The following is a 14,529-nucleotide window of genomic DNA, read 5'->3' as shown; positions in this document are numbered from 1 at the left end:
GAGTAACTAAATGAAACCCATCCTACCCGACTACAATGAGTCTGGCGTATTAATTGTTGGCGATGTTATGTTGGATCGCTATTGGTATGGGCCGACTGGCCGAATTTCACCTGAAGCGCCAGTGCCGGTGGTTAAAGTTGAGAACAACGAAGAGCGTCCTGGTGGTGCTGCAAACGTTGCGATGAATATTGCATCGCTTGGCGGTCACGCTCACACCATAGGTTTGGTTGGTATGGATGAGCCAGCAAAAGTCTTAACCGAAACTTTATCAGCACTTAAAGTGAATTGTGATTTTGTTGCTCTTCCTGATTATCCGACTATTACAAAGTTACGAGTGTTGAGTCGCGGCCAGCAGTTGATCCGTTTGGACTTTGAAGACAAATTTGAAAATACTGATCCACAACTGGTGTTGTCTAAAATGGATCAAGCTCTACCGAATGTGCGTTCAGTGATCTTGTCTGACTACGCGAAAGGGGCTCTTGAGCATGTTCAACAGTACATCCAAAAGGCGAAAGCAGCGGGTGTTCCGGTCTTTATCGATCCGAAAGGAGCTGATTTTGAAAGGTATCGTGGCGCGACTCTGTTAACGCCGAATATGGCCGAGTTCGAGCACGTCGTAGGTAAAGTGAAATCTGAAGAAGAGCTTGTCGAGAAAGGACTTAGTTTGATTGAGAAGTTCGATTTTGAAGCCTTACTGGTGACACGGAGTGAGCACGGTATGACCTTATTGCGTCGCAATGAAGAGCCGTTCCATTTGCCAACTCAAGCAAAAGAAGTGTACGACGTAACGGGTGCTGGCGATACCGTGATTTCAGTACTGGCCGCTTCAGTTGCCGCGGGTAAACCGTTAGATGAAGCATGTGCTCTGGCTAACGCTGCTGCTGGCATTGTTGTCGGTAAGTTGGGAACCTCAACGCTATCAACCATTGAACTTGCCGAAGCGGTTCACGGTAGTCAAGATACTGATTTTGGCGTTATCACAGAAACTGCCCTTATCGAAGCGGTTAAGAAAGCTCGCTCTAAAGGTGAAACTGTAGTAATGACCAACGGCTGTTTTGACATTCTTCATGCCGGACACGTATCTTATCTGAACCACGCAGCTGAGCTGGGCGATCGCCTGATCGTTGCAGTGAATACCGACGAGTCTGTACGCGGTCTTAAAGGTCCTGGTCGACCGGTTAATCCGACAGACCGTCGCATGGCGGTACTTGCCGGTTTAGGCGCGGTTGACTGGGTGGTACCATTTTCTGAAGAAACGCCCCAACGCCTGATCTCAGAAGTGTTGCCAACTTTGTTAGTGAAAGGTGGAGACTATAAACCAGATGAGATCGCTGGTGGCAAAGAGGTTATCGCGGCGGGTGGTGAGGTCAAAGTACTGAACTTTGAAGACGGCTGCTCGACCACTGAGATCATTGAAGCGATCAAAGGTGGCAAAGGCTAATTTTGACTCAATGAAATACAAAAAGGGACGCTCTTATAGAGCGTCCTTTTTTTAGTGGCTGTCGTGGTTAGCGGTGATTATTTTGCAGCTTTAAGACCTGCGTTAATATCCACAATGTCTTGCTCACTTAGGGTTCCAACGGCCTGACGCAGCTGAAGAACACTTAAAATGTAATCGTAGCGAGCATCCGATAGATTGCGACCTGCGTTGTAGAGTGCTTGTGTTGACTCAAGTACGTCAACAATGGTACGCGTACCGACATCAAAACCTGCTTTGGTCGCTTCTAGTGCTGACTCAGCAGACACTACCGATTGTTCGAAAGCACGGATGGCACCGATAGATGAATTAATGTTGTTGTTAAAGGCACGAACATCTTTTACCACACCACGGTAAGTCTGTTCGAGCTCTTCGCTGCTTGCCACGTATTGATATTCAGCTTGTTTGGTCAATGAGGTCGTATTACCACCAGTGTACAAGGGTACCGCAAGGTTAATCCCTGCATTGAACGAATTCGTCGCACCTGCTCTAGAGGTAATGGTGTCGTTTCTCTCATTGCCGTAGTTGTATCCACCATCCAGCGTCAGCCTTGGTAGGTGGCCAGAGCTGGCAAGTGTGATGTTGTCTTTAGCCACGTCTTGACCGATGCGGGCAGCCAACAAGCTTAGGTTTTTGGTTTGGGCTTCTTCAAGTAAGAAGTCGACTGATTTTTCTGGGCGTGTCGCAGAGAAACGATCGGTATCAAGAACGTTCAAGTCACTATGTGCCTGACCAGTGATTTCGCGAAGTAATTCGTATTTATTAACTAGCGCGTTCTCAGCCAAGACTTCATCGGCCAACACTCGGTCGTACTGTGCCTGGGCATCGTGCACGTCGGTAATCGCAGAAAGACCCACTTCAAAACGTTGTTTTGTTTGTTCTAGCTGACGAGCCACTGCCGACTTTTCAGCGCGTACAAATTCGAGGCTGTCAGATGAACGCAAGACTTCAAAATAGGTTTGCGCAGTACGCAGAATGAGAGCTTGTTGTACGGCAGCGTATGAACTATCTGCTTGGCGCGCCGTTTTTTCGGCGGTATCAAGGGTGATCCAGCTCGCTCGGTTGTAGAGTTCTTGTGAAAAGCCAATACCTGCAGTTAAACGATCGCTATCCTGAAAGTCATCATCACTACGGTTAATATTGTAACCTGCAGTTAGGTTAATCTGAGGTAATAAGCTACTACGTGCTGAGTTGATGCCTTCAAATGCAGCATCACGTTGCGCAGCGGCACGCAGCAATTGAGGATCATTTTGTTTCGCTTGATCATAGATTTCAGTGAGTGAGTCAGCCCACGTTGCCGCACTTATACTTCCTAGTGCAGCAGAGATAACAATTGGAAGCAGTTTTTTCATCTGTCCTAATCCTGCCTGTTGATACTTGTAGAGGGTATGATTCACAGTTTAACTTAAATTGAACGTAATACACTCGAAACTTTACTCTTTTTTACGTGTGATCATGTTAATAAATGATAAAAAAACGATTGGATTGAAAATATTTTTGAATCATTGCACCAAAAGTTGAAGCTCATCCTTGGTAGATTGGGTGGACCTTGAGTACACTATAAGATTGACCAAAAGAGGGCGAGTGATGCAGCAACGTGATAAACCACAAATACAGTTTTCTACAGAGGACGTAAATGTACTCTCAAAAGAAACCGTATTTAAAGGTTTTTTCCAGATGGTGAAGTATCGTTTTGAGCATCGGCTGTTTAAAGGTGGCTGGAGCCGTCCAGTGGATCGTGAAATGTTAGAACGAGGTCATGCTGCAGCCTTATTACCGTATGATCCTCAAAGTGATGATGTGGTGTTGATTGAACAGATACGAGTCGGCGCACTCGAGCACGCTCAACCCTGGCAAATTGAAATTGTCGCTGGCATCGTTGATAAAGAAGAAAGTGTCGAACAATTGGTTCGCAGAGAAGCTATGGAAGAAGCGGGCGTTGAGGTGGGTCAAATTGCCCCAATCACTTCATATTACCCCTCAGCGGGTGGCTGCTCAGAAAAAATCGATGTCTTTGTCGGTAGCGTTGATGCCACAACGGCAGCGGGTATTCATGGTTTATCCAGCGAAAACGAAGATATTCGAGTGATGGTGGTTTCTCGCGAACAAGCTTATCAAATGGTATTAGACGGGAAAATCGAAAATGGCGCTTCGATAATTGCTTTACAGTGGTTACAACTTAACTATCTGACGTTAAAGAAAGATTGGCAAGGTGGCAGTGATGGCCAAACTCGCTGATAATCGACCTTATCATGTCGATCTTGCTGAACTTATGCGTATTTATGAGACTAATTACGCTAAATTGAATCGATTGATACCGCTCCAACCATTGGTGGGTGATATACGTTGTTATCAGGCAGGGCGCTTGACTTATCAGTTAGAAGTGTCAGAAGTGACGAAGTACACAACATTAGTAGAAATATTCCAAGATGATGAGCTTCCTGTTTTCCCTTTGCCTAAAATGACGGTGCGCTTATATCACGATGCAAAAGTTGCAGAAGTTTGTCATTGTGAAAGTGCAACACGAGTGAAAGCGCGCTACGATTATCCGAACGCGAAAATGTTACAGAGAGACGAAAAGTTTCAGTTAAATCAGTTCTTAAGTGATTGGTTAACTTTTTGTTTGAAAAATGGAATTAGTCGAGCACCGATCATGTATCGGGGCTAACGACAAGTATAAAGTTTAGGTCTTACGATTTTGAATACAACGCCCAGTGATGAACTTCAGTCAAGCAGCGTCAAGCTATTGCAATTGACGGACACGCATCTCTTCGCACCTCGTGACGGTTGCTTGCTGAGCGTGAATACACAAGATAGTTTTAAAGCAGTCGTTAATGAAGTTGTGCTACAGGAAAAAATATTCGATGCGCTGCTAGCAACGGGTGATATTTCTCAAGATCACAGTGAGCATTCATACCGAAAATTTGAAGACGGAATTCAGCCGCTCAATTTACCTTGCTATTGGTTACCAGGTAATCACGACTTCAAGCCCAGCATGAACAGTTTGATTCCGTCACAACAGATCCACAGCGTGGATCATGTTTTGCTAGGTGAACACTGGCAAATAGTGCTTCTTGATTCGCAAGTCGTTGGGGTTCCTCATGGTCGGCTCAGTGAGCAACAGTTATCTAACCTCGAGCGGTACTTAAGCGACAATTCGCAGCGGCATACACTCATCCTACTGCATCACCATCCAATTCTAGTGGGCAGTGCTTGGCTTGATCAGCATAGCCTCAAAGATGCTGATGAGTTTTGGAGTATTGTTGAGCAACACAGCAACGCCAAAGCGGTATTGTGTGGGCATATCCATCAAGATCTGGATCGCGAGCGATCTGGAGTTCGAGTGATGGCAACACCGTCAACTTGTGTGCAGTTTAAACCTCAATCCAATGAGTTTGCTTTAGATACGCAGTCTCCAGGTTGGAGAGAGTTGGAATTGTTTGCTGATGGGAGAGTTGAAACGCAAGTGCATCGTTTACCATCTGGCAGTTTTCGTCCAGATTTTAGCGCCGATGGTTATTAGGAGTTTTTTTATGTCAGATAAACCTGCATTGCTGCTCTATATCCACGGTTTTAATAGCTCGCCGCAGTCGCTCAAAGCTAAGTTGATGGCAGAGTATTGTGCAGTGCAGCGACCTGATATTAAACTGATTGTGCCTCAATTGCCTTGTTATCCTAAGCAGGCTGCAGCTTATCTCGAAAGTATCGTTGAACTTCACCTTGAGCATTATAATATCGGATTAGTGGGCAGTTCATTAGGGGGCTACTTATCTACATGGCTTAACGATAAATATGGCGTTAAAGCGGTGGTGGTCAATCCGGCGGTGAAACCCTACGAGCTATTGGTGGATTATTTGGGTGAACAAACCAACCCCTATACAAACGAAACTTACACCTTAGAGCCGCATCATATCGATGAATTAAAACAGCTTGAAGTTCACAGCTTGCGCTCCCCTGGTGATTTTTGGTTATTGCAACAAGAAGGTGACGAAGTGCTTGATTATCGACAAGCGGTCGATAAGTTTCGAGATTCAAGACAAACGGTGGAGCCAAATGGCGATCATAGCTTCATTGATTTTGAACGCTATCCACAAAAAATTGTCGAATTCCTTACCCTTTAGAAAATATCACTTCAATTCATTGAGGTGATAGTCATAGTTTTACCTCCCACTTACTTGCGAGACTTGACATCGATCCAGGTGTTCCAGAGTATGGTGAGTCTATACTTGCGCATGAAGGTCCTGTTTTATTAGGATGTGGCTCAGCTTCCAATAAATCCCCTTGGATACTCGGTGCATAGGCTATGTAGTGATACACTGGTAAATCAGAGTCTGAGGGTACAACAGTTGTAAACTGCTTCTCGCAAATTGCTGCAAAGTATCGCTTAAATTATTTGAGTAAAATTCCGTATTATGACAGAACAATATAATGCTGGAGCCATTGAGGTTCTTAATGGTTTAGAGCCAGTACGTCGCCGACCAGGGATGTATACGGATACAGCGCGCCCAAATCACTTGGGACAAGAAGTTATCGATAATAGTGTCGATGAAGCGCTTGCCGGACATGCCTCAAAGGTACAAGTCATCCTCCATGCTGATCAGTCGTTAGAAGTTATTGACGACGGGCGAGGCATGCCTGTTGATATTCACCCAGAAGAAAAGATATCGGGAGTGGAACTTATATTTTGTAAGTTGCACGCTGGTGGTAAGTTTTCCAATAAAAACTACCAATTCTCTGGCGGTTTACATGGTGTAGGCATCTCGGTTGTGAACGCGCTTTCTAAGCGTGTAGAAGTGACGGTTCGACGTGAGGGTCAGGTCTATCAAATGGCCTTTGAGAACGGCAATAAAGTTGAAGAACTCACGGTTACCGGCACCTGTGGCCGCAGAAATAAAGGCACCAGTGTTCATTTCTGGCCAGATACGAGTTATTTCGATTCAGCCAATTTCTCGGTAACCAGGTTGATCAACAACCTGCGAGCAAAAGCCGTTCTATGTCCAGGGCTTGAAATCACTTTCTCTGACAAAGTTAATGAGAAAGAGCATCGCTGGTATTACGAAGATGGCTTAAAAGACTACCTGGCCGAAGGCGTCAAAGGTTATGCAGTATTGCCAGAGCAACCGTTTACCGGTGAATTCTCAGCAGAAACTGAAGCGGCAAGTTGGGCGCTAATTTGGCAGCCTGAAGGCGGTGAAATGATCACCGAGAGTTACGTCAACTTGATCCCTACCGCTCAGGGCGGTACACACGTTAATGGCCTGCGCCAAGGTTTGCTTGACGCTATGCGTGAGTTCTGTGAATTCCGTAACTTGTTGCCACGTGGTGTGAAGCTAACCGGAGATGACGTCTTTGATCGTTGTTCATATGTTCTGTCGATCAAAATGCAAGATCCTCAGTTTGCGGGGCAAACCAAAGAACGCTTATCTTCACGCCAGTGCGCGGCGTTTGTTTCAGGTGTTGTAAAAGATGCCTTTAGTTTATGGCTGAACGAGAAACCACAGCTAGCTGAACTACTAGCGGAAGCTTGCATTGCCAATGCTCACCGCAGAATGCGAGCAAGTAAAAAAGTGGTTCGTAAGAAAGTGGCTTCTGGACCAGCCCTACCGGGTAAACTAACCGACTGTTCTGTTCAGGATCTTAACCGTACTGAAATTTTCTTCGTGGAAGGTGACTCTGCGGGTGGCTCAGCTAAACAAGCACGAGATCGTGAATTCCAGGCCGTGATGCCACTTCGAGGGAAAATCCTTAACACTTGGGAAGTCTCCGCTGATCAGGTTCTGGCCTCTCAAGAAGTTCATGATATTTCAGTCGCATTAGGTATTGACCCCGATAGTGATAATTTAGAAAGCCTACGTTACGGCAAGATCTGCATTCTTGCCGATGCGGACTCCGACGGTTTGCACATTGCGACTTTATTGTGTGCACTATTTACTAAGCACTTTAGACCACTTGTTGAAGCTGGACATATCTATGTCGCGATGCCTCCACTCTATCGTATCGATTGCGGTAAAGAGGTGTACTACGCATTAGATGATGCAGAAAAAGATGGCATTTTAGAACGTTTAAGTAAGAAGAAATCGAAGATCAACGTACAGCGCTTTAAAGGATTGGGTGAGATGAACCCACTGCAACTGCGTGAAACTACGATGGACCCAAATACCCGTCGATTGGTTCAGTTGACTATCGATGATAGTGAAGCCACCAACGAAATGATGGATATGCTCTTAGGTAAGAAACGCGCCGACGATAGACGTTCTTGGCTGCAAACTAACGGCGATATGGCAGAGGTTTAAACAATGTCGACAGATATGTCTTTTGATGGCGTAGAACAACTACCAATGCGTAAGTTCACCGAAGACGCCTATTTGAATTATTCAATGTACGTCATTATGGATCGTGCATTGCCTTATATTGGTGACGGCCTTAAACCAGTACAGCGTCGTATTATCTATGCGATGTCTGAGTTGGGTTTATCTGCTGCCTCCAAATATAAGAAATCCGCTCGTACCGTGGGTGATGTTTTAGGTAAATATCACCCCCACGGTGACTCAGCGTGTTATGAAGCAATGGTATTGATGGCTCAGCCATTTTCGTATCGTTATCCGTTGGTAGATGGTCAAGGCAACTGGGGTGCTCCGGATGACCCGAAATCTTTTGCTGCGATGCGTTATACCGAAGCAAAACTCTCTAAGTTTGCCGAAGTTCTGCTGGGTGAATTAGGTCAAGGTACCGTGGATTGGCAGCCTAACTTTGATGGCACGATGAAAGAGCCACAAATGTTGCCTGCGCGTCTACCGCATATTCTACTTAATGGCGTTACAGGCATTGCGGTGGGCATGGCGACCGATATACCGCCTCACAATGTGCGAGAAATTGCCGATGCAACGATCCACCTGATCGACAATCCGAAATCGGAACTGAATGATGTTATGCAGTTCGTCAAAGGCCCGGATTATCCAACAGAAGCTGAGATTATTTCTCCGCAAGCGGATCTCGAGAAAATTTACCGTACCGGTCGCGGCAGTGTCAAAATGCGTGCTGTGTGGCACAAAGAAGGCTCGGACGTTGTCATCACGTCATTACCACATCAGGTGTCTGGTGCAAAATTACTTGAGCAAATCGCCAATCAGATGCGAGCTAAGAAGCTGCCGATGGTGGATGATCTTCGAGATGAATCGGATCATGAAAACCCAACACGCATTGTGATTGTGCCACGATCAAATCGTATTGATAGTGATCAGCTGATGAATCATTTATTTGCATCAACTGATCTTGAGCGCAGTTATCGCGTTAACTTAAACATGATAGGTCTTGATAACCGACCTCAAGTTAAAGGGTTAGTCAGTATTCTGTCTGAATGGATAGAGTACCGCCGTGCTACTGTTCGTCGCCGACTACAATATCGTTTGGATAAGGTATTATCACGATTACACATCTTAGAAGGTTTACTCGCCGCTTATCTAAATATCGATGAAGTGATCGAGATTATTCGTAACGAAGATGAGCCGAAGCCTGTTTTGATGAGCCGCTTTAATATCTCTGAGATCCAAGCGGATGCAATCTTAGATATTAAATTACGTAATCTCGCTAAGTTAGAAGAATTTAAGATTCGAGCAGAGCAAGATGAGCTAGCGAAAGAACGTGATAAGCTCGAGAAGTTGCTTGGCTCAGAACGTCGTCTAAATACACTGATCAAAAAAGAGATTCAGGCTGACGCTGATAAATATGGTGATGAGCGTCGTTCACCGATGGTAGAGCGTGCTGAAGCCAAAGCTATGACAGAGCGAGATCTAGTGCCTAGTGAACCAATCACGGTAGTGTTGTCTGAAAAAGGTTGGATACGTCATGCTAAAGGTCACGAAGTGGATGCAGCAGGGTTGAACTACAAGTCTGGCGACCAGTACTTAGCGAGTGCCAAAGGTAAGAGCAATCAACCTGCGATATTTCTCGGAAGTGACGGGAGAAGTTATTCACTTGAATCGCACTCTCTGCCATCGGCAAGAAGTCAAGGTGAGCCAATTACGGGCCGCTTAAATATCAGTGCGGGAAGCAGTATTCGTCAGGTGATCATGGGGGAAGAGAGTCAGTTGTGGCTTGTGGCCTCTGACGCTGGGTATGGCTTTGTGTGTAAGGGTGCAGAGTTCTTATCCAAAAACCGCAGTGGTAAAGCTTTGGTGAATTTGCCAAAGGGTGCTGAGATCCTGACTCCAAGTACCATCAGTGACTTGGACAGTGACGAAATCATGGCAATCACTAATCAGGGACGAATGTTATTATTCCCAATTCAAGACCTACCGCAGCTAAGTAAAGGTAAGGGTAATAAGATCATTAATATTCCTTCAGCGAAAGCCAAAGAGCGGGAAGAATTTGTCTCTCATTTACTATCGCTACCAAAAGGAGCGTCTTTGACGCTTTATGCCGGCAAACGTAAACTTGGGCTTAAACCGGATGATCTTGATAACTTCCGTGGTGAGCGTGGTCGACGTGGAGCTCTGCTTCCAAGAGGTCTTCAGCGAGTCACACGCATAGAAGTTGAATCGCCGTCAGATTCAGAGTCTGAGTAATTAAAGGCGGATGTAAAACGAAAGCATAAAAAAAACCTCCATACTTGGAGGTTTTTTTATGGTTATTAGAGCATTATTCTCTCGAATCTTCACCCACGGTGACTTGCAGTGTAATTTGTTCACTGTTTCGTAAAACCGTCATATCGACAGTGGTTCCAGGGCGAAGATCGGTAACCAGATCCAGCACGCCTTGTCTTCCGTTAAGCTTCTTACCATCAATCATCATCACAATGTCTTGCACCTTAATGCCGCCCATTGCAGCAGGACCGTTAGGATCGAGCCCTAGCACCACGATCCCGCCAATGTGTTCATTACCAAGTAGTCGCGCTGTTACCGAGTTGATGTCTTGCCCATCGATGCCGATATAACCACGAATAACACGCCCATCTGCGATGATCTTTTCCATTATCTTGCTTGCAAGTGGGTAGGGGATCGCAAAGGAAATACCATAAGTTTCAAGATCGGTAGCCTGCTGGAAAGAAGCCGTATTAATGCCAACAAGCTCTCCTTGGGTGTTAACTAGAGCCCCTCCCGAGTTACCCTGATTAATCGCCGCATCGGTTTGAATAAAGGCTTGAATGCCTCCGGCACTAATTGACGAGCGACCCGTGGCAGAAATAATGCCAAAGGTTGTTGTCTGACCAAGGTTGTACGGGTTGCCTATCGCCAATACCACGTCGCCCACTTTCGGCGAGTAGTCAGGGTTAAGTGGAATGACAGGCAAATTGCTGCCTTCAACGCGCAAAATGGCAATGTCTGTGCGCTGGTCTTTACCGACTAATTGAGCGGCAGCGACTCGGCCGTCTTGTAATGCTACGATAATTTGATCAGCATTAGCGACAACGTGGTAGTTGGTGATGATGTAGCCCTTGTCGCTAACAATTACCCCAGAGCCTAGGCCCTGGGTTGAGAGCTTCTTTTTGTCATTTTCTTGGTATTGGCGACTATATATATTAACGACAGCGGGAGCAGCTTTTCTTACCCCTTTATTAAAGGAGACCTGAAGGCTCGCAGCATCAGTGGGCTCTGATTCCAAAGTCGTGGCGACAAAGCCAGGCCTTAGCGTGGGGACGGCGAGAAGCACTAGAACTGCAATAACCAGTCCCATTGATACCGAGCGGATGAGAAAGTTCAGCATTGTGCCCTCTATGGTGGTTGCCTAGCCTAAATATCTTTTAAAAGCATATCACTTAGTTCTTATAGAATAAAAGGGCAGAACGGTTAAGTTCTGCCCTTTTTAGCGAATTACTAACGTTATATTTCTAGATTAGCGTACCACGAGATAAATAGTACGATCGTCTCGCTGAATATTGAGTGCTAATACACTAGGGTTATTTTCAAGCAGTTTTCTCAACTCACCTACGTTTTTAATGCGCTTACGATTGACACCAACAATAATGTCATTAGGTTGTAATTCATAATTGGCCGCAGGGGAGTTTTCTGCAACGGATTTAACTTTAACCCCTTCGACGGCGTCTTCTTTGGTGGTGTTGACTAGTTCGGCACCTTTTAAGCCCTCATGCAATTTTTCAGCTTTGGTCACAGGTTTTACTGCTTCACTTAACGTGACGTCATAGCTTTTCTCTTTACCGTCACGAATAATACCAAGCTTTACGGTCTTCCCTGCACCTAAAGTTGCGACTTTAGCTCTAAGCTCACTAAAGGTGTTGATGGATTTTCCATTAACAGAAACGATGATATCGCCGGCTTGCAGTCCAGCCTGATCAGCTGCACTATCAGGCACAACTTGGCTGACAAAAGCACCCTTGCTCGATTCATATCCAAGAGCTTCAGCAAGTTCAGATGTGACCTCGCCACCTTGAACACCCAACATTCCGCGCTTCACTTCGCCAAATTCAATAATCTGCTCAGTCAAGTTCTTCATCATATTTGCAGGGATGGCAAAACCTATACCTACATTGCCACCGTTAGGACCTAAAATTGCGGTGTTTATACCGATAAGCTCACCATTTAGATTGACTAAGGCACCACCCGAGTTACCACTATTAATGGCAGCGTCGGTTTGAATGAAGTTTTCAAAGTTTTCTAGGTTAAGTCCACTGCGTCCTAACGCAGAAACAATACCTGAAGTGACTGTCTGGCCTAAACCAAATGGGTTACCAATCGCGACGGTGAAATCTCCGACCCGCAATTTGTCGGAGTCTGCAATAGCGACTTGAGTCAGGTTCTTTGCTTTTTCTAGTTTCAGAAGAGCGACGTCGGACATTTCATCGCCACCTACGAGTTCTGCATCGTATTCTCTACCATCATGCAATTTGACACGGATCTCTTCTGCGCCGTTGATTACATGATAATTAGTGACGATATAGCCTTTATTAGCATCGATGATTACGCCCGAGCCTAATCCACGGAATGGGCGCTCTTGAAGCTGCTCGGATGGAAAGTCAGGACCAAAAAAGAAGCGAAATTGTTCTGGGATCCTTTGTCGTGAGACTTGAGTCCCTTCAACGGCAATGCTGACAACGGCAGGTGTGACCTTTTCTAGCATCGGAGCGAGACTAGGAAGTTGTTCACCATTGACGGTGAATGGTAACGCTGCGACAGCAGGTTGTGATGTGATGATTGAACTCAAGCCTAACGATAGGACCGTTAATGCAAGCAAAGATTTCTTCATCATAAAACTCCTATAAGGTTCGGTAAGGATTATGACTTAACAAATACTATAAAGTTCATAGATTGTGGTGAAAGGGTCGCCACTTAGATCAAATGGCGACCGTAAATTAATATTGAGATTATGAGGCTTTGGCTTGAGTTATCTCAGCTTCTACGACTTGAGGAGCTTTGATGACTTCCTTCTCTTCTTCACGAAGCAGTCCAGTAGCACCACTGGCGTAATCTTTAGGTTGTAGACCCGTTTCTGATACAGAAGCATTGTCGTTTTGTTGAGTGATACGTTTGATAAACGGGTTGTCTTGTTCAGGAAGGTTGGGCAGCAACTCCGAGGAGGTCTTTGCCATATGTTGATAAAGCTTGGTGTAATCTTTACCCAGTACATCGAGCATTTCGGCTGTTTGGGCAAAGTGATCAGCGAGTTCTTGTCGTTGTTGTTCCAGTGAAAACCTTGCAGATTCGAGCTCTTTTTGTGTCTCTTTCTGTTTTTTATATTGCGGAGTAGTTAGTCGAGAAATTACGATTCCAACAATAGCACCAACTAGTAAGCCGATAATGGCATATATCCAAGGCATAACAGCTCCTTTAAACGGTTATTAACATGTTTCTTACCTGACGGTTACACACGTCCTTCGGACATGTTACTATGAGAATTCAAGCCGATAAAGAAAAAATACGCCAGTTTAGGCGTCGATATGTTGTGGTAAAGCATAAATGACACCAATTGAAAAATACAATAACGATATTGAAGTGAATGGTTTTCAGCGTGATCCTGCACAGCGTCAAGCAGTAGAATCTTTAGACCAGCTGTATCATGAATTTGTAGAGTATTTAGCATTTGAACCGCCTAAGCTAACGATGCTTCAAAAGTTGTTTGGTCAGAAACAACAAGAGGCCACCCCACCGCAAGGGCTCTATTTCTGGGGAGGGGTTGGGCGCGGTAAAACATACTTAATGGATGCGTTTTTCGATAGTTTGCCGACATCGCGCAAAATGCGAGTCCATTTTCACCGCTTTATGTACCGAGTGCACGATGAACTGACTAAGCTGGGTGATGTTGCTGATCCGCTAGAGCATGTTGCTGAGACTTTCAAAAAAGAAACAGACGTTGTCTGTTTTGATGAGTTTTACGTGTCAGACATTACCGATGCAATGATCCTCGGCACGCTGTTACAAGCTTTGTTCAAAAGAGGCATCATTTTGGTAGCCACTTCGAATATTCCTCCCCACGATCTCTATAAAAACGGACTACAAAGAGCACGCTTTGTTCCTGCTATTAAATTGATTGAAAAAAATTGTCGGATACTCAATGTGGACAGTGGTATTGATTATCGATTGCGGACGCTTGAACAAGCGGAAATATATCACTCTCCGCTCGATAAGGCGGCAGGTGAAAATCTACAGCGTTATTTTGAGCAATTAGTGAATGATGATCGCGTACACGACGACAGCATTGAGATTAATCATCGAGATATTCCAATCATCGCGGCGGCAGATGGTGTGCTTTACGCGACATTTGAGCAGCTTTGCATGAGTATGCGCAGTCAGAACGACTATATTGAGATTTCACGTTTATATCACACAGTGTTACTTGCTGATGTCAAGCAAATGGGTACGACAATAGACGATGCAAGCCGCCGTTTTATTGCTTTGGTGGATGAGTTCTACGAGAGAAACGTGAAACTGATAATTTCAGCTGAAGTTGAGATGGAGGATTTGTACACGACTGGCCAGCTGGAGTTTGAATTTAGGCGTTGTATTTCTCGTTTAACGGAAATGCAAAGTCATGACTATTTGGCTTTAGAGCATCTTGCTTAATTTTTTTGGCCAGTATGTTTAAAAAATAGGTGATTTTTT

Annotated in this window: 12 protein-coding genes; 8 read left to right on the top strand and 4 right to left on the bottom strand. The window is 45.1% G+C overall.

What is annotated here, in order from left to right; genetic code table 11:
- The first annotated feature begins 10 nt into the window (after positions 1-10).
- Positions 11-1,441 carry a bifunctional D-glycero-beta-D-manno-heptose-7-phosphate kinase/D-glycero-beta-D-manno-heptose 1-phosphate adenylyltransferase HldE gene (gene hldE / locus LNL84_RS14420; RefSeq protein WP_244358270.1) on the top strand — a complete coding sequence of 477 codons (1,431 nt, stop codon included), beginning with the start codon at positions 11-13 and terminating at the stop codon, positions 1,439-1,441.
- Positions 1,442-1,518: 77 nt separating this feature from the next.
- Here the strand turns inward: hldE and tolC are convergent, their stop codons facing one another.
- Complete coding sequence (gene tolC, locus LNL84_RS14415; RefSeq protein WP_244358269.1) at positions 1,519-2,829, bottom strand: outer membrane channel protein TolC; 1,311 nt, start codon at positions 2,827-2,829, stop codon at positions 1,519-1,521.
- A 235-nt stretch (positions 2,830-3,064) separates the two neighbouring features.
- Between tolC and nudF the strand changes: the two genes are divergently transcribed.
- The 6 genes from nudF (at position 3,065) to parC (ending at position 10,041) form a co-directional block, all read left to right on the top strand.
- The gene (gene nudF, locus LNL84_RS14410) at positions 3,065-3,715 is read left to right on the top strand and encodes an ADP-ribose diphosphatase (protein ID WP_244358268.1); all 651 of its coding nucleotides are present in this window, start codon (positions 3,065-3,067) and stop codon (positions 3,713-3,715) included.
- On the top strand, positions 3,699-4,145 hold the full coding sequence (locus LNL84_RS14405) for a DUF1249 family protein (RefSeq protein ID WP_244358267.1): 447 nt from the start codon (positions 3,699-3,701) through the stop codon (positions 4,143-4,145). Before nudF ends, LNL84_RS14405 begins: the two co-directional genes overlap by 17 nt.
- Before the next feature lie 30 nt (positions 4,146-4,175).
- On the top strand, positions 4,176-5,000 hold the full coding sequence (gene cpdA / locus LNL84_RS14400) for a 3',5'-cyclic-AMP phosphodiesterase (protein WP_244358266.1): 825 nt from the start codon (positions 4,176-4,178) through the stop codon (positions 4,998-5,000).
- 10 nt (positions 5,001-5,010) lie between these two features.
- The gene (gene yqiA, locus LNL84_RS14395; RefSeq protein WP_244358265.1) at positions 5,011-5,598 is read left to right on the top strand and encodes an esterase YqiA; all 588 of its coding nucleotides are present in this window, start codon (positions 5,011-5,013) and stop codon (positions 5,596-5,598) included.
- A gap of 291 nt (positions 5,599-5,889) precedes the next feature.
- Positions 5,890-7,770, top strand: a complete 1,881-nt coding sequence (gene parE, locus LNL84_RS14390) for a DNA topoisomerase IV subunit B (protein WP_244358264.1) — start codon at positions 5,890-5,892, stop codon at positions 7,768-7,770.
- Positions 7,771-7,773: 3 nt separating this feature from the next.
- Positions 7,774-10,041, top strand: a complete 2,268-nt coding sequence (parC, locus tag LNL84_RS14385; protein WP_244358263.1) for a DNA topoisomerase IV subunit A — start codon at positions 7,774-7,776, stop codon at positions 10,039-10,041.
- A 73-nt stretch (positions 10,042-10,114) separates the two neighbouring features.
- Here parC and degS read toward each other — a convergent pair whose 3' ends face one another.
- From degS to zapG, 3 genes are all read right to left on the bottom strand, one after another.
- A complete protein-coding gene (gene degS, locus LNL84_RS14380; RefSeq protein ID WP_244358262.1) occupies positions 10,115-11,179 on the bottom strand; it encodes an outer membrane-stress sensor serine endopeptidase DegS in 1,065 nt (354 codons plus the stop codon).
- A gap of 129 nt (positions 11,180-11,308) precedes the next feature.
- Positions 11,309-12,676, bottom strand: coding sequence for a Do family serine endopeptidase (locus tag LNL84_RS14375; protein ID WP_244358313.1), 1,368 nt, complete (start codon positions 12,674-12,676; stop codon positions 11,309-11,311).
- A gap of 118 nt (positions 12,677-12,794) precedes the next feature.
- Positions 12,795-13,247, bottom strand: coding sequence for a Z-ring associated protein ZapG (zapG, locus tag LNL84_RS14370; RefSeq protein ID WP_244358261.1), 453 nt, complete (start codon positions 13,245-13,247; stop codon positions 12,795-12,797).
- Between the two features lie 139 nt (positions 13,248-13,386).
- Here zapG and zapE point away from each other — a divergent pair, with 139 nt between their 5' ends.
- Positions 13,387-14,490 carry a cell division protein ZapE gene (zapE, locus tag LNL84_RS14365; protein WP_244358260.1) on the top strand — a complete coding sequence of 368 codons (1,104 nt, stop codon included), beginning with the start codon at positions 13,387-13,389 and terminating at the stop codon, positions 14,488-14,490.
- The last annotated feature ends 39 nt before the right edge of the window (positions 14,491-14,529 follow it).

The organism is Vibrio gelatinilyticus (assembly GCF_022836845.1).
GTDB lineage: Bacteria > Pseudomonadota > Gammaproteobacteria > Enterobacterales > Vibrionaceae > Vibrio > Vibrio gelatinilyticus.
This window is presented reverse-complemented; position numbering and strand designations above follow the sequence as displayed.